Below are 22,461 nucleotides of genomic sequence, written 5' to 3'. Positions count from 1 at the left end.
ACGCGTTCATTCAGACAGCCCGCGTTATCGTTGGCGTCCATCGCCAGCAAGCTGGCTCCTACAAGGGGAATGCATATGTGTCTGGATAAATACGATCAACTGTAGGAGCCGGCTTGCTGCGGGCGGCGTTCCGACGATAGCGGTGGGTCAGTCCCCCTCCTTTTCGACTGGACGGACGCCATCGCCAGCAAGCAGGCTCCTACAGGGAGAATGCGTAAATGTCCGAAATTAGTGCGGCCACCACAGTGCGGGAATGTGCACATGACCGAAGAGCCAGGTCGGCTTTCAGGCCGCCTCGGCGGCTGTGGCGGTGGTCGCCCCCTCGAGAGGCCGAGTGGAGGTTCTGCGCAGTGGGCAACCCGGCATGGATGCCGGGTTAGCCGCGCACGGCCAAGGATGGCCGATCGCGGCGGGCCCACGGAGCAGGACCGGAGCGAGGGTATGCCGAGCCTAGGCGAGGCACCGAACGAAAGGGGCAAAAGCGCTTTGGTTACTTTCGCGCTTTTCGAAAGTGACTCGCCGTAAGGGCGAAACCAATAGCCGCCGTGACCGAAGAAACGGATATACCCCCACCCACCGCAAATGGCAAAAAACACCACCCCCCTTGAGCACTTTCGACCTATCCCAACCAAATCACCGCCCCTAGACTCTTGCCCCCAATAACAGCGCCAAACGCGCACAAGACCGAACCAGGGAAACCCACATGAACCCATCCGACATTTTCGTTATCAGCGCCGTCCGTTCCGCCATCGGCAGCTTCGGCGGCTCGCTCAAGGATGTGCCACCGATTCAACTGGCCACTGACGTCTGCCGCGCCGCCATCGAACGCTCGGGGCTGGCGCCTGAGCACATCGGCCATGCGGTGATGGGCCATGTGATCCCGACCGAAGCCCGCGACGCCTACATCTCCCGGGCGGTGGCGATGAATGCCGGCCTGCCGAAAGAGACACCCGCCTTCAACGTCAACCGCCTCTGCGGTTCCGGTTTGCAGGCAATCGTCAGTGCCGCGCAAAGCCTGATGCTCGGTGATGCGGGTGCGGCGCTGGCCGGTGGCGTCGAATCCATGAGTCGTGGCGCGTATCTGTTGCCGCAAGCGCGTTGGGGCGCACGCATGGGCGACATGCAGGCCATCGACTACATGCTCGGCGTGCTGCAAGACCCGTTTGCCGGTTTCCACATGGGCATCACCGCGGAAAACATCGCCGAACGCTACGGCATCACGCGTCAGGCCCAGGATGAACTGGCCATGCTCAGCCAGCAGCGCGCCGCGCGGGCAATCGCCGAAGGCCGCTTCAACAGTCAGATCGTGCCAATCGAAGTGGCATCGCGCAAAGGCACCGTGACCTTTGCGACCGACGAACACGTGCGCGCCGAGGTCAATGCCGAGCAACTGGCCAAGATGAAACCGGCCTTCAAAAAGGACGGTAGCGTCACCGCCGGCAACGCCTCGGGCCTGAATGACGGCGCCGGTGCGTTGATCATGGCCACCGGTGAAATGGTGCGCGCCCAAGGCCTCAAACCAATGGCACGACTGGTCGGCTATGCCCACGCCGGTGTCGAGCCGGAACTGATGGGGCTCGGCCCGATTCCCGCCACTCGTCTGGTACTCAAGCGTGCCGGCCTGACCGTCGCCGACCTGGATGTCATCGAGTCGAACGAGGCCTTCGCCGCGCAAGCCTGTGCCGTGGCGCAGGAACTGGGCTTCGACCCGGAGAAGGTCAACCCCAACGGTTCGGGCATCTCGCTGGGCCATCCGGTGGGCGCCACCGGCGCGATCATCGCGACCAAGGCCATTCACGAACTGCACCGCGTCCAGGGCCGTTATGCACTGGCGACCATGTGCATCGGCGGCGGCCAGGGCATCGCCGTGCTGTTCGAACGCGTCTGATACGTCCACCCTGCCCCCGTTCAACGGGGGCAGCCGAACAAACTATTGCTCGAAGGTTTGACTGATGACCTAACCTCATAGGCTGAATGACTAACAACAGAGTCAGGCACTCCTATGCGTCATGCACTGAAAGCCATGATTTTCGTCGCTTTCACGCTTTTCGGGGCGGGCCCCGGAATGCTGTTGGCGGCAGACCCTGCGGACATTTCAATGCCCAGGGCGGTTGCCGCGCCCCCCAGCGTTTCCCCAAGCGACCTCCAGGCGTTGCAACTTCGGCTGGACGCCCTCAAACAACAGATCTCGCTGGTAGATAACTACAGCCAGCTGGAGGCCCCGCAGGACCTCGTCCAGATGTTCATGCTGGATGTCGATCGCCTCTCGACCTCGCTGCTTCCCCTGCAGACTCAACTGCGCGCGCAACTGGGTGTGCTGGGGCCTGTCCCGCGCGATGACGCCGCGGCCGAGCAGCCCGATATCACCGCGCAAAGGGTCGCGCTCACCGAGCAAAAAAACAAAGTCGACGCCACCCTGAAAACCCTGGCCACCCTGAAAACGAGTGCCACCGACCTCATCACCCAGATTGCCGGCATCCGTCGCAACATGCTGGAAAGCGAACTGACCCTGAGCACCCGAAGCGTCCTGAACCCCGAATTCTGGTCACCGATCCTGAGCCCTTCGATGGATGATCGACAGCGCTTTGCATCGTTCCTCGGTCAGGCAAGTGAGGTCGTCAAACTGGCCTGGCAACCGGGCCAACGCCTCTACACCAGCGTACTGTTGCTGCTGGCCCTGCTTATCTGGACGCTGGGCCGCCGTCTCGCAGAACGAGGGCTGACGTGGCTTTGCATTCACCGGATGCCAGAAGGACGCCTGCGCCGCAGTTCCCTGGCGCTGGCTTCCGTATTGGCCACGGTGCTGACGGTCGGCCTGTCCCTGCAACTGCTGTTTTATGTCTTCACACGCCAGGCTCCGCTGACGCCGACACTGTCGACGTTTTCCCAGGAATTCGAAAAAGTCGCCTACACCTGCGTGTTGATCACCGCGTTGAGCCGCGCCCTGTTGTCCACGAAACACCCGTCGTGGCGGCTGCCGGCGCTTGCCGATCAGGTGGCGCTGTCACTCAAGCCTTATCCGCGGGTTCTGGCGGGCGTGCTGCTGGTTCTGGTGACAATGATCCAGATTACCAACGCAACCGGCATGAGCAGCGGCATCGTGATCGCCGGTCGAGGGGTCGTCGCACTGGTTGTTACGTGCGTTCTGGTGGATTTATTGTGGCGCACCGGCAAAGTCCGCAGGGCCGTCGTGGCGTCTGGCGAAGCCTATGAAGCCGGCAGGACGTTCGCGGGCGTGCTTTACACCCTCGCCAGTCTTGCGATGGTGATCTGCCTGGTTTCCCTCCTGACCGGCTACGTGTCCCTGGCCAGGTTCGTCACCTATGAACTGGTCTGGGGCTTTCTTATCCTCTCCGGTTTCTATTTGCTGATGCAGTGCTTCAAAGATGCCTGCGAATACTTTTTTTCAATCAAAAGCCCCAGCGGCAAGGCGCTCAAGCAGTTGCTCGGCATTGAAGACCGGCGCCTGGAGCAGATCTCGATCGTTCTGTCGGGGGTCGGGCGCGCCGGACTCTTGCTGCTGGCGCTGGTCACCCTGTTCGTCGGGGGTGTCGGCACGACGCTCGGGCAACTGCTCACCAATGTCTTTTCCATTCTCGGCGGTGCCGGGCTGCGCAAACTGAACATCATCCCCGGGCACTTGCTCAATGCCGCACTGGCCTTGCTGATCGGCATCTACCTGATTCGCACGCTGGGCCGCTGGCTGGACAAGGAGCTTCTGCCGAAAACCGAGATGGACCCTGGCATGCGCGCTTCGCTGACCACGCTGTTTGCCAACATCGGCTATGCGTTGGTCATTCTGCTGACGCTGTCATCGTTGGGCGTGCAGTGGACCAACCTGGCCTGGATCGTCAGCGCATTGTCGGTGGGGATTGGTTTTGGCTTGCAGGAGATCGTCAAGAATTTCGTCTCAGGCCTGATCCTGCTGACCGAGCGCCCGGTGAAAGTCGGCGACCTGATCAGCATCAGCGGGGTCGAGGGCGACATCCGCCGGATCAACGTGCGGGCCACCGAAATCCAGCTCAGTGACCGCTCGATTGTCATCGTGCCCAATTCGCAGCTGATCTCGCAAAACCTGCGCAACGTAACCCTGGGCGGCAGCGCCCAAGGGGTGGCGTCACTTGAACTGACCTTCCCCCTGGACATCGACCCCGAACAGGTGAAAGACCTGCTCTACAACACCTACCGCGAGCACGAGACCATTCTCGACAAACCGGCGCCGATGGTGCGCTTCAGCAAACTGACCCCCGAGGGCATCACGCTGACGGTCACTGGCTATGTCGGCAGCCCGAGAATCGTCGGCGTGACCAAGAGCGACCTGCTGTTTGAAATCCTCAAGCGCCTGAGTGACGCCGGTATCGAGCTGGCGAAGCCGGCACCCACGGTGTGAATCAGTGGGCGATGCACACTGATTTCAGCTCGGTGTAGGCCTCGATCACCGCACGCCCGAACTCGCGGCCCATGCCGGATTGCTTGACGCCACCAAACGGCATGGCCGGGTCGAGCAGCACGTGGGCGTTGACCCAAACGGTGCCGGCCTCGATGCGCGGCACCAGGTTCATCGCTTTGCCGAGGTCATTGGTCCACAGGCTCGCTGCCAGGCCGTAGCGGTTGTCGTTGGCCAGGGCGATCACAGCGTCTTCATCGTCAAACGGCATCACCCCCAGCACCGGGCCGAACACTTCTTCGCGGGCCACCGCCATGCTGTGGTCGATGTCGGCCAGAATGGTCGGCTGCACATAGAAGCCCTCGCCTTCCACCAACTCGCCCCCGGACACTACTCGTGCGCCTTCGCGACGCGCCAGCTCGATGTGCTTGAGCACGCTTTGCTGCTGCTTGCGCGAGACCAGCGGGTTGATCGCCGCTTCGCCGTTCATGCCTGCGCCGATAGGCATCGCCGAAACGGCGGCGGCGAGTGCTTCAACGAATTGATCGTGGATCGAGCGATGCACGTAGAAGCGCGAAGCTGCCGCACACACCTGGCCGTTGTTCAGCAGACCGCCGAGGATTGCGCCCTGCACGGCTTTTTCGATGTTGGCATCGGCCAGCACGATCATCGGGTTTTTGCCGCCCAGCTCCAGCGAGAACCGCGTCATGTTTTCCATGCACGCCACGCCGACGCTTTTGCCCACCGCCGTGGAACCGGTGAAGGACACTTTGCTCACCAGTGGATGCGCCGTCAGCACACCGCCGACATTGGCGCCGCCACCGGTGACGACGTTGAACACGCCCGCCGGAATCCCCGCTTCCAGCGCCAGTTCAGCCAGGCGCATGGCGGTCAGCGGCGTTTCCATCGCCGGCTTGATGATCACCGTGCAACCGGTGGCCAGCGCCGGCATCAACTTCCACGCTGCGATCAGCAACGGGAAGTTCCACGGCACGATCCCGACCACCACGCCCACCGGCTCACGCTTGGTGAACGCGGTGAATTTCGCCCCCGGCGGCAGCGGAATCGACACGTCAAAGGTCTGCCCTTCGATCTTGGTCGCCCAGCCGGACATGTAGCGCATGAACTCCACGGTGGCGTTCAGGTCCAGTGCGCGCGCCATGTTGATCGACTTGCCCTGGCTCAGGGTTTCCAGCTGCGCCAGCTCTTCGGCATGCGCTTCTACCAGCGCAGTGAAGTTCAGCAGGATGCGTTCGCGGTCCGCCGGGCGCAGGCCCGACCACACGCCGGACTTGAAGGCTTTATGCGACGACTGCACGGCTTGCTCGACCACATCCAGCGGCGCGTCGAGGGTTTCGCACAGGGTTTTTCCGGTGGCCGGGTTGACCACGGCAATGCGCGGCCCTTCGGCGAACACCCATTGGCCATCGATAAAGCAGCCGTGGTGGCGGTCAAGGAATGCAGCAACCTGCGGCAGGATTTCAACGTTGCTCATAAATCACCTTTGGTTCAGACGTGTTGTTCAGCCGGATAGCGGGCTGATTACTGTTGTTCTTTGAGGAAACACACGACCGCCTGGCGATCGTCGGCCGAAGCCAGGCCCATGTAGGGCATGTAGGTCCCCGGCACGAAGGCCTGGGGTTGGGTGATGAGTTGCGCGATGTTCTCGGCCTGCCAGTTGATGTCTTTGCTGCGCATGGCCTGGGAATAGTTGAAGCCTTCCAGCGAGCCGGATCTGCGCCCGACCACACCCGCCAGGTTCGGCCCCATCATTCCCGTCATGCCCTTGGTCACCGAATGGCAGACCGCGCATTCATTGGCGAAGACCTGGGCGCCATGCCCCTGGTCCGGCGCGCAGTCAGCGGCCAGCGCGGTGTGCGCGAGGGTGAGTGAGAGCAGGCCGATGAGGGGCAATCGCAGCGAGGTGAACATAGGAAAACGACCTTGAAAATCCGCGCTCATCCATTGAGCGGCAACACGGGAGCGCCGACGCAGCGGTGCATCGACAGGGTTGAGAGGGATTGTCGATGGTCAGTGATGCGCAGGTTTTGCCCTGCGTGCCAGTCGTATTGGCGAGGCTGCCAAACCGGGCATTTTGGCAAGCACAGCCAACTCTTTGGCAACCACACAAAAGGCCGGAAAAGTTCCGCGCCTTAGTATCGAAAAAGACCGCAAACCTGCGCTCAAGAACAAGAACGGATGCCACACATGCTCAAGTCCCCCTTGCTGCGTCTCTCTACACTTGCCCTGATGATCAGCGCCGGCCATGCCGGCGCGTACGAACTCTACGCCGATGACGACAGTCACCTGAACGCCACGCTGGAAGCGGTCTTCGGCATCTTCCACAGCCAGGAAAACTACGCGCTGTCCGGCCGCCTCGACCCGGGTTCTTCGTCGTGGCGCGAGGGCTACATCAAATATGGCCTGAGCTTCGACAAGGGCCTGGCCGGTGTCGGCACCGCGTACGGTGCGGCGAACCTGCTCAGTTCCGGAACCTGGGGCGACGGCGATGCCGCAGGCTTCAGCGACGGTTCGGAACGCACCACCAAATTCGAAGACGCCTACCTCGGCTGGCGTTCAGGCAAGCTGTTCGACGTGCTCGGCGAGGACGGCGTCGACCTGTCCTTCGGTCGCCAGAACATCGTGGTCGGTGATGGTTTCCTGATTAATGGCGACGCGCTCAACTTGGGCAAAGGTCTGGCCGACGGTGAGTTCAACCGCGGAGGTGCCTACTGGCTGGCGGCGCGCAAAGCCTTCGACGAGACTGCCGTGCTGCGTTTGGGAGGCAAGGAAGGCTGGCGTGGCGACCTGATGTGGTTGAAGTCCGATAACCGCGCACAAGCGAAAACCGAAATGTACGTCGGCACGCTTGAGCATGTCGCCGAAGCAGGCACGGTCGGCTTGACCTACATCGACACCACCGATGTCGACGAAGAATTCGCCTCCCCTTCGCAGCTTGAACGCGACGGCATGAAAACCTACAGCCTGCGCGCAGCCGGCAATGCCGGGGTGAAAAACCTGTTCCTCTCCGGCGAATACGCCAAGCAGGACAAACCCCACACCAGCACCGAAGACGCCTGGTACCTGGAAGCCGGCTGGACTTTCGCCGACGTGGCCTGGACGCCAAATGCCAGCTACCGCTACAGCCGTTTCTCGGAAGGTTATGACACGCTGTTCTATGGATTCAGCCGTGGCTTCGGCACCTGGTTCCAGGGTGAGGTCGCCGGCAACTACGCCGGCCCGTTCAACACCAACTCGCGTATCCAGCAAGTCAAGTTCACCGTCTCGCCGCTGGAGAACCTGACGGTCGGTGCGATGTATTTCAACTTCGACACCATCGACCGCAACCTCGGCAATACCGATGGCCACGAAGTCGATCTGTATGCCGAATGGCACGTCAACGAGCACCTGACGGTGATGCCGCTGATCGGCCTCTATCAGCCGGACAAGAGCGCCGACGAGGGTGGCACGCAGCTGGGTAGCAACGACAAGAACCTCTACAGCCAGGTGATTTTCGCCACCACGTTCTAAGCCCCCACGCAATCCCTGTAGGAGCGAGCCCGCTCGCGATGGACGTCAACGATGACGCGTGTTGCCTGAATGAACGCGTCGTCCAGACATCTTTCGCGAGCGGTCGAGCGTCGACCGGCTGCTCCTACAGGGGACCGTGTCATGCCTCAAGGAAAAAGGCCTTTCCAATGCACAAAAAATTCCTGACGATTCAGAGCAAGATCGCCCTGCTCGCCGGCCTCTGCCTGCTGTTGGTGGTGGGTTTGCTGATGGGTTTGTCGCTGTATCAAACCCATCGGAGCAGCCAGCAAGTGGCCGAGGCCAGCAGCGAAATGCTCGCCAACGCCGCCAAGGAACACATGCAGGCGCTGGGCAAAGTGCAAGCGATGCAGGTGCAACGCACCTTCATGCAGACGCACGAATATGGCCAAGGGTTGTCGCGCTATTTGCTCTACCTGAGGCAGTTGCAACATCAGGGCAACCTTACCCGTCCACAACTGCGCCAGGAGCTGAGCACCCAGCTGCACCAGGCCCTGATCGACAAGCCCGACCTGCTCGGGCTTTATGTCATTTTCGAACCCGATGCCCTGGACGGCGCCGACGCTGGTTTCGTCGATCAGGCGGCCATGGGCAGCAACGAAACCGGGCGCTTTTCGCTGTATTGGGTGCAAAGCAAACCCGGCGAACTGCAAGCGGTGATCGGTGACGAAGCGCTGCTCGCCAACACCTCGCCCGGCCCCAGCGGCGCGCCCTACAACGCCTTCTACACCTGTGCCCGTGACACCCGCAAAGCCTGCGTTCTGGAGCCATATTTCGACGAGGCCTCCGGCAGCCGCAAACTGGTGACCAGCATCGCGTTCCCGCTGCTGGACCATGACAAGGTCATCGCCGTGGTCGGCCTCGACATCAACCTCGCCGCCCTGCAAAAGAACAGCGAAGCCAGCGCGCTCCAACTGTTCGATGGCAACGGGCAGATCAGCATCGTCAGCCCGCGCGGGGTGATTTCCGCCAACAGCCAGGACGTCAGTCGCCTCGGGCAACCGCTGGACAATGTAGAGGTGATGGACACCTTGCGTCAGGGCCAGCCGAAAGTGTTCGTCGATCAACAGCAGATCAAAGTGCTTGAGCCGCTGGCACCGATTGTCGGTGCAGCGCCGTGGGGCGTGCTGGTTGGCGTGCCGCAGAACGTGCTGCTCGCCCCGGTCACCACGCTGCAACAGGAACTCGATGCGCAAGCCGTGCGAAGCACCGCGCTTGAGCTGTTGCTGGGCGGCGGCTCGGCGCTGCTTGGCCTGGTGTTGATCTGGTACGCGGCGTATCGCATCACCCGGCCGCTGCAACTGCTGACGCGGGTCATGGAGGATATTTCCCGGGGCGAAGGCGATCTGACCCGACGCCTGGCCGTGCAATCAAGGGATGAAATCGGCCAACTGGCGACGGCGTTCAACCGCTTTGTCGAACGTATTCACCATTCCATTCGCGAGGTGTCTTCGGCGGCGCTCGGCGTCAACGAAGGCGCCAAGCGTGTGCTGTTGGCGTCCAACGCATCGCTGAGCAATTTCGATGAACAATCGACCCGCACCAACAGCGTCGCCGCTGCGATCAACGAACTGGGCGCCGCTGCCCAGGAAATTGCGAACAATGCCTCCGATGCCTCGCAGCAAGCCTCCGCCGCGCGCCAACAGGCCGAAGACGGGCGTCAGGTGGTCGAGCGCACGATTGAGGTGATGAACGAACTGTCCGGAAAAATCAGCGCGTCGTGCGTCAACATCGAAGCGCTGAACAGCAAAACCGTGAACATCGGGCAAATCCTCGAAGTGATCAAAGGCATCTCCCAGCAGACCAACCTCCTCGCCCTCAACGCTGCCATCGAAGCAGCACGGGCGGGTGAAGCGGGCCGCGGCTTTGCCGTGGTCGCCGACGAAGTGCGCAGCCTGGCCGGACGCACACAGACCTCGGCGGCAGAGATTCAGCAGATGATTGAAGCACTGCAAGTCGGTGCGCGTGAGTCGGTGACAACCATGACCGAGAGCCAGCAGCACAGCGAGGAAAGCGTCAGCATCGCCAACCTCGCCGGCACGCGACTGGGCAGCGTGACGCAACGCATTGGCGAGATCGACAACGTCAACCAATCGGTCGCCGCTGCCACTGAAGAGCAGACCTCGGTGGTCGAGGCGTTGAACGTGGACATCACCGAAATCAACACGCTGAACCAGCAAGGAGTGGAGAACCTGCAATCGACATTGCAGGCATGTACCGAGCTGGAGCGCGAGGCTGGGCGGCTGAATCAGTTGGTCGGGAGTTTTCGCATTTAAAGGCGGTGTCGCCTGATCTATCGCTATCGCGAGCAAGCTTGCTCCTACAGTGACCGCGTCCGTCCGGGCACCCCGGTCACCTGTAGGAGCGAGGCTTGCCCGCGATGAACGATAACGCGGTGTTTCAGCAAGCCGCCACAGCATGCTCAATCCGATGAAACAACCGGTTGAAATACACCAGGCTATCGCCCTCCCCGCGCGCACCCACCTTCGACAATTCCACAAACATCACCGAATGCGACCCGACTTCCTTGCACTCGCTGATCCGCCCTTCCAGCTGCACCAGTGCATCACGCAGGACCGGCACGCCCGTGTCGCCGCCGTCCCACAAGTCCCAGGCAAACCGCTCGGCCATCGGCACCTGGGTCATGCCGGCGAAGTGTCGGGCCAGTTCTTCCTGTTCGCCGCACAGCACGTTGACGCACAGCCGGCCGTTGGTGCGGAACACATCGTGGGTGGCGCTGTTGCGGTTGACGCACACCAGCACGGTCGGTGGCGAATCCGTCACCGAGCACACGGCGCTGGCGGTGATGCCGCAGCGACCGCCGGGGCCGTTGGTGGTGATGATGTTCACCGCCGCCGGCAGTTGCGCCATGGCGTTGCGAAAGTCGATTTGCTGCTGGCTCAGGTTGGCCATGTCGGTGCCCCTTCCTTCAGGATGACCGCGCGTTCGCGGCCCGTGGGTGATGGAACAAGACTAAAGCCCGACGTGGCGCGCAACCATTCTGACGATCCCCATGCCGAGGTAGGCTTTCCGCTAGTCGACTAGGTGGTTTCTTTATCGTCAGGGCCCGTCGCAGTGGGTATTCTGCTAAAAGGCGCCAACATAGGTGTCGACGTCCGCCGCAGCGTGCACGCGTGCGAAAACAATAATTAGAAAATCTCGTGGCAACCCCTGATGGAAACCCGCAAACCGATTGTTTATATCGTTGATGACGACAAAGACCTGCGCACTTCGCTGGCCTGGTTGTTGGAGTCGGTCAGCGTCCAGGCGCAATGCTTTGCCGGCGCTGAAGAGTTCCTGAGCCAGTACGACCCCAAGCAACCGGCGTGCCTGGTGCTGGACGTGCGCATGCCGGAAACCAGCGGCTTTCAGCTGCAGGAAATCCTCAACCAGCGTGGCAGCACCCTGCCGACGATCTTCGTGTCCGCCCATGGCGACATTCCGATGTCGGTGACCGCGATGAAGAACGGTGCGCTGGATTTCGTCGAGAAACCCTACAACCCGCAGCAGATGATCGACCGCATACAAGCGGCGCTGAAGACCGCCGTGCATGCCCAGGCCGATCAGCAGCAACGCCAGCACCTGCAAGGCAAACTCGCCCTGCTGACCAGCCGTGAACGGGAAGTGTTGATGCTGGTGATCGATGGCAAGGCCAGCAAGGTCATCGCCCGGGAGCTGAACATCAGCGTGAAAACCGTTGATGTGCACCGGACCAAGATCAAGGAAAAGATGGGCGTGACTAGCATTGCCATGCTGGTGCGCGAAGTGCTGCATTTACCGGTGGATGAGCCGTCTCGGCATTGAGGGATCTGCAGCGGTCATGAGGCCGCCATCGCCGGCAAGCCGGCTCCTACAGGGGTCTGCAGCGAACTCAAGGTATGTGCACGGCGAAGATCTACTGTAGGAGCCGGCTTGCTGGCGATGAGGTCGGCACATTCAACATCAATGGTGCCTGATACTCCGCCATCGCCAGCAAGCCGGCTCCTACAGGGATCCGCAGCGAACACAAGGTATGTGCACGCCGAAGACCTACTGTAGGAGCCGGCTTGCCGGCGAAGGGGCCGGCACATTCAACATCAATGGTGCCTGATACTCCGCCATCGCCGGCAAGCCGGCTCCTACAGGGATCTGCAGCGAACTCAAGGTATGTGCACGGCGAAGATCCAATGTAGGAGCCGGCTTGCCGGCGATGAGGCCAGCACATTCAACATTGATGGCGTCTGATGCCCCGCGATCGCCGGCAAGTCGGCTCCTACAGGGATCCGCAGCGAACACAAGGTATGTGCACGGCGAAGATCTACTGTAGGAGCCGGCTTGCCGGCGAAGGGGCCGGCACATGCAACATCAATAGCGCCTGACACTCCGCGATCGCCAGCAAGCCGGCGCCTACAGGGGTCTGCAGCGAACTCAAGGTATGTGAACGGCGAGGATCTACTGTAGGAGCCGGCTTGCTGGCGATGAGGTCGGCACATTCAACATCAATGGCGCCTGACACTCCGCCATCGCCGGCAAGCCGGCTCCTACAGGGGGCTGCAGCGAACTCAAGGTATGTGCACGACGAAGATCTACTGTAGGAGCCGGCTTGCCGGCGATGGGGCCGGCACATTCAACATTGATGGCGTCTGATGCCCCGCGATCGCCGGCAAGCCGGCTCCTGCAGGAGATATCAGTTGTGGCTGTAGCGCTTGCGATAAGCACCCGGCGAGACGCCGAAGCGGGATTTGAACGCCGAGGAGAAGTAGCTGGAATCAGAGAATCCCCATGCGTAACACAGCGCCGAGAGCTTCTGCTCGTCAGGTGAGCGGCGCAGGTTTTCCGCGCAGAAATCCAGGCGTCGGTGCTTGATGTATTGCGCCACCACCAGGCCGCGCTTGGAGAACATCCGGTACAACCCGCGCACCGAAATCCCTACCTCACGGGCAATCAGTTCGGGGCACAGGTCTTCGGCGCTGATGTGTTCGTCGATGTAGGCGATGATCTTGCGAAACTGCCGCTCGTGGGCATCTGCGCCGCTGTCGCGGGCACTGATCCCGGGCAACAACAGGCTGACCAACGCATCCAGTACCGCTTCGCTTTCCTGCATGTCCAGGCCTTCCTGCTGCCGGGTATCCAGCACCAAGCGGTTGGCCATCGCCGCCAGTGGTGTACTGGCCGCGATGCGTGTAGCGCAGTTGACTGCATTGAAATGCGAACCGCGCTCGACCACCTGACGCGGCAGGATCAGCGACAACTGTCGGGAATCCTCGTTGTAGGTCATGTCACTCGGGCGGCAGGCGTCGATCAGGGCGATGTCGCCCGTGCCCAGTTGAGCGCGGTTGTCGCCCTGCTCCAGCCGGGAACTGCCACGCATCTGGAACACTGCGTAATAGTGGCCGTCGCTGCTGACACTGACGTCCTTGCTGGTGCGATACAGGTGCACGTGCGCCATGTCGACGACACTGAGGTTGATCGCGCCGCTGCGATATTCCGCCAGCTCACCGTAGAAATCCGTATCCAGGGCCCGGGCATCGAAACGCCCGCAGGCCTGGTTGACCTGGCTCAGCCAGCTTTCGAACGCCTCGTTGCGAACCGCCGAAGAAGTCATCATCACTGCAAAGCCTCACGCATTTTATTGTTATTTTTCGACCGCTTCGTCGAGCGGTTCGGCAAATGTTACTTACCTTGGCTGTCTCCTCCTTCGACGGCCGCCGGGCCCTATTCAACAGGCTCCGGCGCTGGCTTGCCAGCCTTCCCTTGCGTTAGATGTCCAATACCAGACGGGCGGAAACGGCGCGGGAAACGCAGGCGCAAATCTGTTTGTTGGACGCCTTTTCCTTGTTCGACAAACAGTTGTCGCGGTGCTCCGGCACACCGTCCAGCACCTCGACGATGCAGGTGCCGCAGATGCCTTCGCGGCATTCGGTGTCGATGTCACAACCGTGGGCCTGCAACACATCGACCAGACTCGCGTTGGCCGGCACCTGAAGCACCACGCCGGAACTGGCCAGCTCCACTTCGAACCCGCCACTCGGACCGGTATTCGCTGCGGGATCGGCCTGGAAGTGCTCAAGGTGGATCGCATCGTCGCAGCGGCTGCGCGCCGCCACTTCCACCACTTTGTTCATGAACGGCGCCGGGCCGCAGGTGTACACGTGTGCGGTACTGCCAGCGTGGTCAAGGCATTCACTCAACGTGGCATCCATGTCACCCGGCTCGATGCCGTAGTGGAACTGCACATGCCCGGCAAACGTGCTCGCCAACAGCTCGGCGAACGCTGCGTATTGCGGCGAACGGGCGAAATAATGCAGGCGCCACGGCTGGCCGCTTTCGCTCAGCCGATAAGCCATGCTCAGCAGCGGCGTGACGCCGATACCGGCCGCGCACAGCACATGCTCGGTGGCCGTCGGGTCGAGGCGGAACAGGTTGCGCGGCGCACCCATTTCCAGCTCCATGCCCTCTTCCACCTCGTGCAGCGCCGCTGAACCGCCACGGGACTGCGCCTCTTTCTTCACCGCCACCAGGTACGCGCGGCGGTCCTGCGGCGGGCTGCACAGCGAATACTGGCGGGTCACTCCGGTCGGCCCGGTCAGGTCGACGTGGGCACCCGGTTCATAGGCGTCGAGCGGCTGGCCGTCACTGCGCACGAGGCGAAAGGAACGGATATCCAGCGCTTCGTCGACGATCCTTTCGATCTTCACCTTCATCATTGCATCACCTGAAATACGGTTGATTTTTGGGACGTTTGTTAGGCCCCCTGTAGGAGCTGGCTTGCCAGCGATGGCGGTCTTGAGATTTGCATCGCCAACGTGGACGCCATCGCCGGCAAGCCGGCTCCTACAAGGGATTGTTCCGGTCTTGAAATTTGTATCGCCGATGAGGGCGCCATCGCCGGCAAGCCGGCTCCTACAGGGTTGTGTGTGAGGCCTTGTTTAGCGCATGAACAGGCCGCCGTTGATGTCCCAGCACGCGCCGGTTACGGAGGCGGCGTGGTCGGCGATCAGCAGCAACACGGTGTCGGCGATGTAGCCGGGGTCGCCGAGGGTGCCGGCCGGGATCATTTTCAGGATCTGTTCCAGTCGCTCCGGGGCCACGGTTTCGCGCACCACCGGCAAGTCCAGCGGCCCCGGCGAAATGCTGTTGACCGTCACGCCTTGCGGGGCCAGTTCACGGGCGAAGACTTTGGTCAGCGTCGCCACGCCGCCCTTGGCCGCAGCGTAATGCGCGCCGGTGGCGGTGCCGCCGTTTTGCCCGGCGAGCGAGGCGATGTTGACGATGCGGCCAAAACCACGCTCGGCAAAGTGCGCGCCGAACACCTGGCACGCGACAAAAGTGCCGCGCAGGTTGATCGCCATCGACTCGTCGAACTCCTCCGGGGTGATGTCCATCAACGCGGCGACTTTCGACACGCCGGCGTTGTTCACCAGGATGTCGCAGCCGCCCCAATGCTCGACCAGCACGTCGCGGGCATGCTGGAAGTCGGCCTTGCTGCGCACATCCAGCTCAATGGCGACAGCACTGGCACCGCTGGCATCCAGCTCGGCAGCCAATCGCCGCACGCCCTCGAGACGCACGTCCGCCAGGGCGACGCGATAACCCGCCCCGTGCAGACGGCGGGCGATGCACTCGCCCAGTCCGCGCGAGGCACCTGTTACAAGGGCTACTCGACTCATGATGTTGCCCTCACAGAAGGAAGCCGAGCGCGCTCAGGCTGTCGGTGGAGTTGATCAGGCGCACCACTTTGCGCTCCAGCGACGGCACACCGTCGGTGAAACGGATGCGGTGGTTCAGGTCGGCCACGAACGGCGTGTGCACGCCGCGCTTGTAGGCGTACAGCAACTGCGCCGAGTTGACTTCGACGATGTCGCCAGCGGCTTCGACCAGGCGGAAACGCGAGATCGTGCGGATGGTTTTCGCCGCGTCCACCGCCGACGGTGAATAGCCGGCAGTCAGGCGTTCGATGCGCAAGTCACGCATGCGCGCATCGTCGTAGGCGTAGTTGAGGTTCGCTTCGAAGTCCTCGGTGTCCGGGTCGATCGGCACGATGTACTTGCCGCTGTCGCTCCACAAGGTCGCCCACTCGGCGTAGTTCTTGTGGTCGAGCAATTCGGCTTCGCGCCAGATGAATTCGATGGCCTGGGCCAACGGGCCGGAAAAACCGTTCAGGGTGTCGTGATTGCTCATTGGCTCATCATCCTTTTCCACATGTCGTAGGCACCGCGCATGCCGCCTTCGTCGGTGGCGTGGCTGACTTTGTCGCCGTTTTCGGCGGTGATTTCGCGATTGAGGCCACGGTTGACCAGGATCGGTGCATCGACACCGGCGTACGAACCGCGCTGCACACGGTCCCAGGCCTCGGCATCGTCCGGGCTGCCGAAACCGAACGGGCCCTGGAAGTGTTCGTGAATACGCATGCGTTCGCGGTTGGCGATTTCCGGGCCGCCGTCCATGCCGAGGGCAACGTGGCGGATCTCGGTTTCGGTCACAGACACCGGGCGCAGCACGCGGAAGAACGACATCGACATCGCGACGTTAGGGAACAGGTTCAGGTTGAAACCGGCGCCGTGCAGCGAGCGCACGATGCGACGGACTTGCGCAGGCTCCATGGTTTTCGACAGCTCTTCAGTGACGTGAGCGAAGCGCTCCTGCAACTGTTCGGTGCCGTCGTCGTGATCCAGATCGACATGCTCCGGCACCATCACCATCACGCTGTGGCCGTTGCCCAGCGAATGGGTGACCGCTTGTTCGTCAGTCATGAACGAGAGCATTTCCGAGGTTTCTTCATCCACCGAGGACATGAACGACTTGTGCACGATCGGGAAGTGATAACCGTCGGTGGTGTTTTCCAGCTGGATCTTCCAGTTGCCCTTGAAGCTGAACTTGTGTTCGCCCTGGGTCTTGATCGGGAAACCGGCGCCCTGCTTCATGAACAGGTCCATCCAGTGTTTGGCGCCGCCGAGGAAATCTTCCAGCGGTTCGATCTCGTCGTTGTAGCTGGCGAACACCATGCCGGCGTAGCTTTCCACGCGCAGGCTGGTCAGCGGCAATTCGGACTTTTCCAGAATGCCTTCGTAGCCGTCCGGATACGGCAGCGCACGGAGCTTGCCGTCCAGACCGTACGACCAGCTGTGATAAGGGCAGGTGAAGCCGGTGGCGTTGCCCTTGTGCTTTTCACACACCGTGGCGCCACGGTGCCGGCAGCGGTTTTCCAGGACGTTGATGTTGCCCTTCTTGTCGCGCACCACAATCACCGGACGACGGCCGATGGTCGCGGTCTTGAAGTCGCCGCTGTTGCGCACTTCGCTTTCGTGGGCAACCCACACCCAGGTGCGGTAGAAAATCTTTTCCAGCTCGGCTTCGAACAGCGCCGGGTCGTTATACAGCGAGACGTCTACGCGGTCGTGGCTGACCAGTTCGTCCGGGCTTTTCGATGATGCGATCAGCCGGTATTCATGAGTGCTCATGCGGTTCTCCTCATGGCTTTTTATGATTTCTTGTTAGGGGTCGACCGTTCGCCGGCCATGCTCTGTTGCAACTGCGCACCGAAGGCGCAGACCAGTTCGTCCTGACCTTTACGACCGACAATCTGCAGGCCGACTTTCAATCCGCTGCCCTCCAGTTCCACCGGCACCGTCAGCGCCGGATGGCCGCTGAGGTTGAACGGCCGCACCAGTGGGGTCATGCCGGCCACCGCTTTGCTGGCGCTGCGGGCTTCGATCAGCGTCGGTGGCAGGCTGGGCATCGTCGGCAACAGCAGCACCGCGAATTCTTCCAGCGCGGCGTCCACTTGCTGGCTGAAGCGCGCGCGGACTTTCTCCGCTTGCGCCAGGTCCGCCGCACTCGTGCGACTCGCGGCCAGCAGGCGTTGCTCGACATCCGCGCCGATCAGGCCTTTGCCGGTGATGTGGCCGAACGCGGCCCAGTTTTCGAAATTGATGACGGTGAGTCCGGCGGCGAACGCGGCTTCGAAATCGCTCAGGTGCAGCTGGCTACGACGCCAGCCAGCACGGTCGGCGGCGGCGCCGAGGCATGCTTGAAGATGCGGGTCGCAGTCGACTTCAAGAAAACCCACCGACGCGTTGCCAGAGGGCAAACCCTGCACCTGGAAGCCTGGGCAAATCACTTGCATCGCCGTGATCAGGTCTGCCATGTCGGCGGCAAACGGCCCGACACAATCGAGGCTGGACACCGCTGGATGCGCGCCGACCCGACTGACCCGCCCATAAGTCGGTTTCAAGCCAGCGATACCGCAGCACGCCGCCGGTACGCGAACCGATCCTCCGGTGTCAGTGCCGATGGCGATGTCCGCCAGACCGGCGGCAACCGCTGCGGCCGAACCGCTGGAAGAGCCGCCCGGCACGCGGTCCGGTGCTTGCGGGTTGATCGGCGTGCCGGTCCAGTCGTTGATCCCGGTCACGCCAAATGCCAACTCGTGCATATTGGTTTTGCCAACGATTTGCCAGCCTGCGTCGAGGATCGCGTCCACCACGTCGGCGTTGCGCAGCGCCGGCTCAGCATCGGCAAACGCACGACTGCCCGAGCGGGTCGGATGGCCGGCGATTTCGATCGAGTCCTTGATCGCGACCCGCTTGCCGTCGCCACCGAGTAAAAATTCGCTGATAAACGTGCTCATGCGCCCGACTCCGAGGTGAAGAGGTCCGAATTGAACAAGCGTTGCGTGCGGAAATGCGCGATCAGCCAGACACCCTCGACACAGCGAAAATCGATGTTCAAGCGCGTGCCGAACAGCTCGCTGCGCCCATCGGCGTAGGTGGACACCTGCTGCATGATCCACTGCCCCTGCGCGCTGCTGCCGTCGACCAGGATCGACTCGCTGGTGAGGTAATGCAGGTTCAGGTGAAAGTGCTCCGAGGGCGGCAAGTAGCCGCCGACAAACGCCGCAATCGCCTCACGCCCGCAGTGCTGGCCGAAGGTCTGTGCGGTGACGCTGCCGACGCCTTCCCACACGGCGTCGATGCAGAACAATTGCGCCAGCTCGCTGACGTGGGTGATCGCCCTCGGCACGTCGCACAGGTCCATGTAGCGCGCCATCAAGCGGCGCACCTGGCTCTCCCCTTCGAGCGTCGCCAGACGCTGCAACAAGGCCTCGTTCATGGCTTACACCCTGGCGGCATCGGGGATGGTCAGTGGACGACCGATGCGCGCTTCGACCTTGGCGTAACGCCACAGGCTGTACTCGTTTACCGGCGTGGTGCGGAACAGGTTGCAGGCATCGATCACCGATTGGTGGCAGTCGACGTCGGCCATGATGTAGACGGTCCACGGCGAGGTGTTGGACGGGCCGACCATCAGCCGGTCATCGTCCATCGCGCCGAGTACGGTGATGCCGGGCATGGCGCCGAGCGAGCCCATCATCTGGCTGAAGCCTTTCCACACGCTCAGGCCTTCGCCGGTCGGCAGGTCGAAAAAGTTCTGGGTGATGCCGATGCAGAAGACGACGCGCAGCGGTTCTTGGGTGGTCCGGGACATGAAATTTGATCCTTGAAGAGTGGGTTCAGATGTAGCCAGGGAACGGCGGCACGCCGAGGAACACCGAGCCGGCGCCGTCGTACAGGCCTTCGCTGAGGAACGCGTGCTGGGTGACCACCATCGAGTCGCGCAGGTAGCGCTGCAGCGGATGGCGCAGGTAAATCGCGGTGGTGCCGGCGAGGCTGTACGCGCTCTGCACCACGGCGGCGCCCGCCTGGGACACGTGAATCGCGGACAAGCGCAACAGGCTGGTTTGTTCGGCGGTGACCGGGTTGCCGGCGAGGATCGAATTCCACACTTGCTCGGTGGCGTTGTAGAAGAAGCCACGGGCGGCGGCCAGTCGGGCTTCGGCCTTGGCGATCTCGATGCGCACGTAGGCGCGGTCGGCCATTTTCGGTGCGCCGGTGATGCCGCTGCCGGCGGCCATGCGACTGACTTCGTCGAGGGCGGCACGGGCCAGGCCAAGGTTGACCACGGCCAGCACTTGCGCGGCGTAGGCAATCGACGGGTAGCGGAACAGCGGCTCGTCGATGGTCGCGGCACCGCCACGGATGAAGGTCCAGCGTTCGTCGACGTGTTTGTCGCTGACGCGCAGGTCGTGACTGCCGGTGCCTTTGAGCCCGACCACATCCCAGTTTTCGATGATTTCGACCTGGTCCGCACGGAACACCGCAGTGCGCGGCTTGCCGCCGGCAGCTCCGATACCGACGCCGAGCAAGTCGGCGCCCTTGCAGCCGCTGGCGAATTTCCAGGTGCCGTTGACCTGCCAGCCGCCCTCGACAGCTTCAGCCGGTTGCAGCGGGAACAGGCCTCCGGCGAACACCAGATCAGGGCTTTGGGCGTAGATGTCGGAGAGGGTTTCCGGCGGCAATGCGGCGAGGTAGACGCCGGCGCTGCCGAAACTGGCGACCCAGCCCGCAGAGCCATCGGCTTCGGAAATACGCTCGATCATTTGCAGGAACAGCGCCGGCGCCAGGGCGTCACCGCCGAAGCATTTCGGCGTCGCGGCGCGGTAGATGCCCACGTGCTTGAAGCGCTCGATCATGTCCCGTGGCACGTGGGAACCGGCGTCGAATTCATCGCGACGCTGGCGCACTTCCGCCAGCACCTGCTCAAAGGCCTGGCGGTGGACGGTGTTGCCGTCGACGCCTGGCAGAGGGTCTTTCTCCGCGACAGCTGAACGCAGCATGGGCTTTCTCCGTTTTGCTTATTGTTGTTGGGGCGTGCCTAACGACATCGATCCCTGTAGGAGCGAGGCTTGCCCGCGAACGAGACACCTCGGTCTTAATGGCAAACCGCGTTATCGTTCTTCGCGGGCAAGCCTCGCTCCTACAGAGAAGATGCGTGGCTGCCCTTGCATTGAGGTCCAGTGTAAAAACCGCGTCGGGTCGCCACTATTGGTGCGTGCAGCCTCTTCACTAAAGGAATCCCCTAGCCCGCCCCCGGTTACCTCTGAGCGCATCCCCACGCGCAAGCGGGTATAAAAAGCCATACTTTCCCTTCACCGGTTCCTCAGGACTGCGCGATGTACCTGCCAAAACCGCACGACTTTTTCACCCTCATCGAAGCCATGCCGCTGTGCATCATTCTTCACGATGCGCAGAGCAAGGAGATCCTCTGGGCCAACACCGCCGCCCTCGACGCGCTGGGTTTTACCCTCGAAGAACTGACGCCGCTGAAAGCCCCGGACATGACCCGCGACGCGCCCAAGTACCGGCGTTCGGTCGGCCTGCGCTGGCTGGAAGGCGCAGCGCGCACGGGCCAGCGCGCCATCGAGTGGTGTTATCGCTCCAAGCAAGGCGTGGAAATCCTCTCCGAGGCGGTCGCGACGCTGGTGCATCTGGACGGTCGCGATGTGCTGATGGTGCAGTTCCGCGACATCTCAAGGGAGGACAAGGTCAAGCGCGACCTCAAGCGTTTCGAAAGCCGGCTCAAGGCATTCATGCAGGACCTCGCCGAAGGTGTCGCGGTGCTCGGCCCTGAAGGTGATATCCGCTTTATCAGCGACTCCGGCGCGCACCTGCTCAACAGCGAAGAACACACGCTGATCGGCGAAAACTTCCTGTCATGGTGCGACGACGATTCGCGCCGCCGGCTGCTGCAACAGCTGGCCAGCGAGACCCCGGAACATGCGCCGTTCCGCGTGCACTACCACCTGCAACGCCGCGACGGTGAATGGCGCTGGCATGAGGCGACGTGTCGTTTTATCGAGATCGAAGATGACCTGGTCGGCCACCTGCTGCTGTTTCGCGACGTCACCGAACAAGTGCGCGCCGAAGAAGCTCGGCGGGTCAGCGAGCAGAAACTCGAATACCTGGCGCGCTACAACGCCATGGGTGAAATGGCCGTGGCCATTGCTCATGAGCTAAGCCAACCGCTGGCCGCCACCCGCAACTTCATCGAAGGCGCGGTGATTCGCCTGGGCAAGGAGTCCGCCACGGATCAGGGCGTCGCCTGGGGTTTGCAAAACGCCGTGCGGCAAATCGAACATGCGTCGCTGATCATCAAAAGCGTGCGCGATTACGTGGTCAAACTGGAGCAGGCCGAAGAGCTGATCGACCTCAACGAACTGCTGCGCGAAACCCGCTATTTCATCAGCCTGCGCGCCGATCCGAGCCTGGTCCGCGTCGAGATTGTCGCCAGTCCCGCGCCGCTGTGGGTGAGCTGCGAGAAGGTGCTGATCGGTCAGGTCATTCTTAATCTGGCGTTCAATGCGATTGAAGAAATGAGCGATCTGCCTGTTGAACGACGGGTGCTGCGCATTCACGCCAGCCGCGAAAACGACGTGGCGTTGGTGCGTATCGAAGACTGCGGTCGCGGCATTCAGGCCCAGGCGCAAGAGAAGCTGTTCGACGGTTTCTTCTCCTCCAAGGTCAGCGGCAACGGCATTGGCCTGGCGCTGTGCAAAAACATCATCGGCCGCCATCGCGGCGACATCTGGGCGCAGAACCTTGAGCCCTGCGGCGCGGTGTTCACCTTCACCCTTCCCCTCGCAACTCCCGCCTGACACCCCCGAAGAACCTGAATTAAAAACACGACCCTGTAGGAGCCGGCTTGCC

18 protein-coding genes and 1 pseudogene are annotated in these 22,461 nt (G+C 62.1%); 7 read left to right on the top strand and 12 right to left on the bottom strand.

All coding sequences use genetic code 11. The features are described 5' to 3' along the window. The first annotated feature begins 703 nt into the window (after positions 1-703). Positions 704-1,888: an acetyl-CoA C-acyltransferase family protein gene (locus KGB25_RS20115; RefSeq protein WP_008033866.1), complete on the top strand. Its 1,185-nt coding sequence runs from the start codon at positions 704-706 to the stop codon at positions 1,886-1,888. A 114-nt stretch (positions 1,889-2,002) separates the two neighbouring features. Next, positions 2,003-4,390 carry a DUF3772 domain-containing protein gene (locus KGB25_RS20110; RefSeq protein ID WP_008043081.1) on the top strand — a complete coding sequence of 796 codons (2,388 nt, stop codon included), beginning with the start codon at positions 2,003-2,005 and terminating at the stop codon, positions 4,388-4,390. A gap of 1 nt (position 4,391) precedes the next feature. On the opposite strand, the gene KGB25_RS20105 is transcribed toward KGB25_RS20110, so the two are convergent. Both KGB25_RS20105 and KGB25_RS20100 read right to left on the bottom strand, forming a co-directional pair. Further along, positions 4,392-5,882 carry an aldehyde dehydrogenase family protein gene (locus KGB25_RS20105; RefSeq protein WP_223436401.1) on the bottom strand — a complete coding sequence of 497 codons (1,491 nt, stop codon included), beginning with the start codon at positions 5,880-5,882 and terminating at the stop codon, positions 4,392-4,394. 47 nt (positions 5,883-5,929) lie between these two features. Next, on the bottom strand, positions 5,930-6,319 hold the full coding sequence (locus tag KGB25_RS20100; RefSeq protein WP_223436400.1) for a c-type cytochrome: 390 nt from the start codon (positions 6,317-6,319) through the stop codon (positions 5,930-5,932). A gap of 276 nt (positions 6,320-6,595) precedes the next feature. Here KGB25_RS20100 and KGB25_RS20095 point away from each other — a divergent pair, with 276 nt between their 5' ends. The 3 genes and pseudogenes from KGB25_RS20095 (at position 6,596) to KGB25_RS30635 (ending at position 10,212) form a co-directional block, all read left to right on the top strand. Further along, entirely contained in the window at positions 6,596-7,918 is a 1,323-nt protein-coding gene (locus KGB25_RS20095) for an alginate export family protein (protein ID WP_223436398.1), read from the top strand. Between the two features lie 38 nt (positions 7,919-7,956). After that, positions 7,957-9,354, top strand: a pseudogene (locus tag KGB25_RS30640) (HAMP domain-containing protein); the annotation flags it as partial. Between the two features lie 27 nt (positions 9,355-9,381). After that, positions 9,382-10,212 (top strand): methyl-accepting chemotaxis protein, encoded by an 831-nt coding sequence (locus tag KGB25_RS30635; protein WP_411740552.1) that lies wholly within the window; start codon positions 9,382-9,384, stop codon positions 10,210-10,212. 124 nt (positions 10,213-10,336) lie between these two features. Here the strand turns inward: KGB25_RS30635 and hpaC are convergent, their stop codons facing one another. Further along, positions 10,337-10,849, bottom strand: coding sequence for a 4-hydroxyphenylacetate 3-monooxygenase, reductase component (gene hpaC, locus KGB25_RS20085; protein ID WP_223436396.1), 513 nt, complete (start codon positions 10,847-10,849; stop codon positions 10,337-10,339). A gap of 261 nt (positions 10,850-11,110) precedes the next feature. On the opposite strand from hpaC, the gene KGB25_RS20080 reads away from it, so the two are divergent. Then, positions 11,111-11,740 carry a response regulator transcription factor gene (locus tag KGB25_RS20080; protein WP_008033885.1) on the top strand — a complete coding sequence of 210 codons (630 nt, stop codon included), beginning with the start codon at positions 11,111-11,113 and terminating at the stop codon, positions 11,738-11,740. Between the two features lie 862 nt (positions 11,741-12,602). On the opposite strand, the gene feaR is transcribed toward KGB25_RS20080, so the two are convergent. The 9 genes from feaR to KGB25_RS20035 all read right to left on the bottom strand — a co-directional run bounded on the left by feaR (position 12,603) and on the right by KGB25_RS20035 (position 20,591). After that, entirely contained in the window at positions 12,603-13,523 is a 921-nt protein-coding gene (feaR, locus tag KGB25_RS20075) for a transcriptional regulator FeaR (protein ID WP_192229061.1), read from the bottom strand. 151 nt (positions 13,524-13,674) lie between these two features. Continuing rightward, complete coding sequence (locus KGB25_RS20070; RefSeq protein WP_223436394.1) at positions 13,675-14,622, bottom strand: PDR/VanB family oxidoreductase; 948 nt, start codon at positions 14,620-14,622, stop codon at positions 13,675-13,677. Positions 14,623-14,844: 222 nt separating this feature from the next. Further along, on the bottom strand, positions 14,845-15,585 hold the full coding sequence (locus KGB25_RS20065; RefSeq protein WP_223416537.1) for an SDR family NAD(P)-dependent oxidoreductase: 741 nt from the start codon (positions 15,583-15,585) through the stop codon (positions 14,845-14,847). A 10-nt stretch (positions 15,586-15,595) separates the two neighbouring features. Beyond that, a complete protein-coding gene (locus tag KGB25_RS20060) occupies positions 15,596-16,096 on the bottom strand; it encodes an aromatic-ring-hydroxylating dioxygenase subunit beta (RefSeq protein ID WP_223416536.1) in 501 nt (166 codons plus the stop codon). Beyond that, positions 16,093-17,376 (bottom strand): aromatic ring-hydroxylating oxygenase subunit alpha, encoded by a 1,284-nt coding sequence (locus KGB25_RS20055; RefSeq protein ID WP_207285946.1) that lies wholly within the window; start codon positions 17,374-17,376, stop codon positions 16,093-16,095. The genes KGB25_RS20060 and KGB25_RS20055 overlap by 4 nt, the downstream gene beginning before the upstream one ends. A gap of 20 nt (positions 17,377-17,396) precedes the next feature. Continuing rightward, positions 17,397-18,545, bottom strand: coding sequence for an amidase (locus tag KGB25_RS20050; RefSeq protein WP_223436392.1), 1,149 nt, complete (start codon positions 18,543-18,545; stop codon positions 17,397-17,399). Beyond that, on the bottom strand, positions 18,542-19,027 hold the full coding sequence (locus tag KGB25_RS20045) for a nuclear transport factor 2 family protein (RefSeq protein WP_207285944.1): 486 nt from the start codon (positions 19,025-19,027) through the stop codon (positions 18,542-18,544). The genes KGB25_RS20050 and KGB25_RS20045 overlap by 4 nt, the downstream gene beginning before the upstream one ends. Before the next feature lie 3 nt (positions 19,028-19,030). Beyond that, entirely contained in the window at positions 19,031-19,402 is a 372-nt protein-coding gene (locus KGB25_RS20040) for a hypothetical protein (protein ID WP_223436390.1), read from the bottom strand. Between the two features lie 25 nt (positions 19,403-19,427). Beyond that, positions 19,428-20,591: an acyl-CoA dehydrogenase family protein gene (locus KGB25_RS20035; RefSeq protein ID WP_223436388.1), complete on the bottom strand. Its 1,164-nt coding sequence runs from the start codon at positions 20,589-20,591 to the stop codon at positions 19,428-19,430. Between the two features lie 336 nt (positions 20,592-20,927). Here KGB25_RS20035 and KGB25_RS20030 point away from each other — a divergent pair, with 336 nt between their 5' ends. Then, entirely contained in the window at positions 20,928-22,409 is a 1,482-nt protein-coding gene (locus KGB25_RS20030) for a sensor histidine kinase (protein ID WP_008041123.1), read from the top strand. Positions 22,410-22,461 lie beyond the last annotated feature (52 nt).

Origin of the sequence: Pseudomonas sp. BF-RE-21 (assembly GCF_019947305.1) — a bacterium.
GTDB lineage: Bacteria > Pseudomonadota > Gammaproteobacteria > Pseudomonadales > Pseudomonadaceae > Aquipseudomonas > Aquipseudomonas migulae.
This window is presented reverse-complemented; position numbering and strand designations above follow the sequence as displayed.

Excerpts from the sequence above, each read along its gene's own strand:
- KGB25_RS20115 (WP_008033866.1), top strand. The coding sequence starts at position 704 with ATGAACCCATCCGACATTTTCGTTATCAGCGCCGTCCGTTCCGCCATC.
- KGB25_RS20110 (WP_008043081.1), top strand. The coding sequence starts at position 2,003 with ATGCGTCATGCACTGAAAGCCATGATTTTCGTCGCTTTCACGCTTTTC.
- KGB25_RS20105 (WP_223436401.1), bottom strand. The coding sequence starts at position 5,882 with ATGAGCAACGTTGAAATCCTGCCGCAGGTTGCTGCATTCCTTGACCGC.
- KGB25_RS20100 (WP_223436400.1), bottom strand. The coding sequence starts at position 6,319 with ATGTTCACCTCGCTGCGATTGCCCCTCATCGGCCTGCTCTCACTCACC.
- KGB25_RS20095 (WP_223436398.1), top strand. The coding sequence starts at position 6,596 with ATGCTCAAGTCCCCCTTGCTGCGTCTCTCTACACTTGCCCTGATGATC.
- hpaC (WP_223436396.1), bottom strand. The coding sequence starts at position 10,849 with ATGGCCAACCTGAGCCAGCAGCAAATCGACTTTCGCAACGCCATGGCG.
- KGB25_RS20080 (WP_008033885.1), top strand. The coding sequence starts at position 11,111 with ATGGAAACCCGCAAACCGATTGTTTATATCGTTGATGACGACAAAGAC.
- feaR (WP_192229061.1), bottom strand. The coding sequence starts at position 13,523 with ATGATGACTTCTTCGGCGGTTCGCAACGAGGCGTTCGAAAGCTGGCTG.
- KGB25_RS20070 (WP_223436394.1), bottom strand. The coding sequence starts at position 14,622 with ATGATGAAGGTGAAGATCGAAAGGATCGTCGACGAAGCGCTGGATATC.
- KGB25_RS20065 (WP_223416537.1), bottom strand. The coding sequence starts at position 15,585 with ATGAGTCGAGTAGCCCTTGTAACAGGTGCCTCGCGCGGACTGGGCGAG.
- KGB25_RS20060 (WP_223416536.1), bottom strand. The coding sequence starts at position 16,096 with ATGAGCAATCACGACACCCTGAACGGTTTTTCCGGCCCGTTGGCCCAG.
- KGB25_RS20055 (WP_207285946.1), bottom strand. The coding sequence starts at position 17,376 with ATGAGCACTCATGAATACCGGCTGATCGCATCATCGAAAAGCCCGGAC.
- KGB25_RS20050 (WP_223436392.1), bottom strand. The coding sequence starts at position 18,545 with ATGAGCACGTTTATCAGCGAATTTTTACTCGGTGGCGACGGCAAGCGG.
- KGB25_RS20045 (WP_207285944.1), bottom strand. The coding sequence starts at position 19,027 with ATGAACGAGGCCTTGTTGCAGCGTCTGGCGACGCTCGAAGGGGAGAGC.
- KGB25_RS20040 (WP_223436390.1), bottom strand. The coding sequence starts at position 19,402 with ATGTCCCGGACCACCCAAGAACCGCTGCGCGTCGTCTTCTGCATCGGC.
- KGB25_RS20035 (WP_223436388.1), bottom strand. The coding sequence starts at position 20,591 with ATGCTGCGTTCAGCTGTCGCGGAGAAAGACCCTCTGCCAGGCGTCGAC.
- KGB25_RS20030 (WP_008041123.1), top strand. The coding sequence starts at position 20,928 with ATGTACCTGCCAAAACCGCACGACTTTTTCACCCTCATCGAAGCCATG.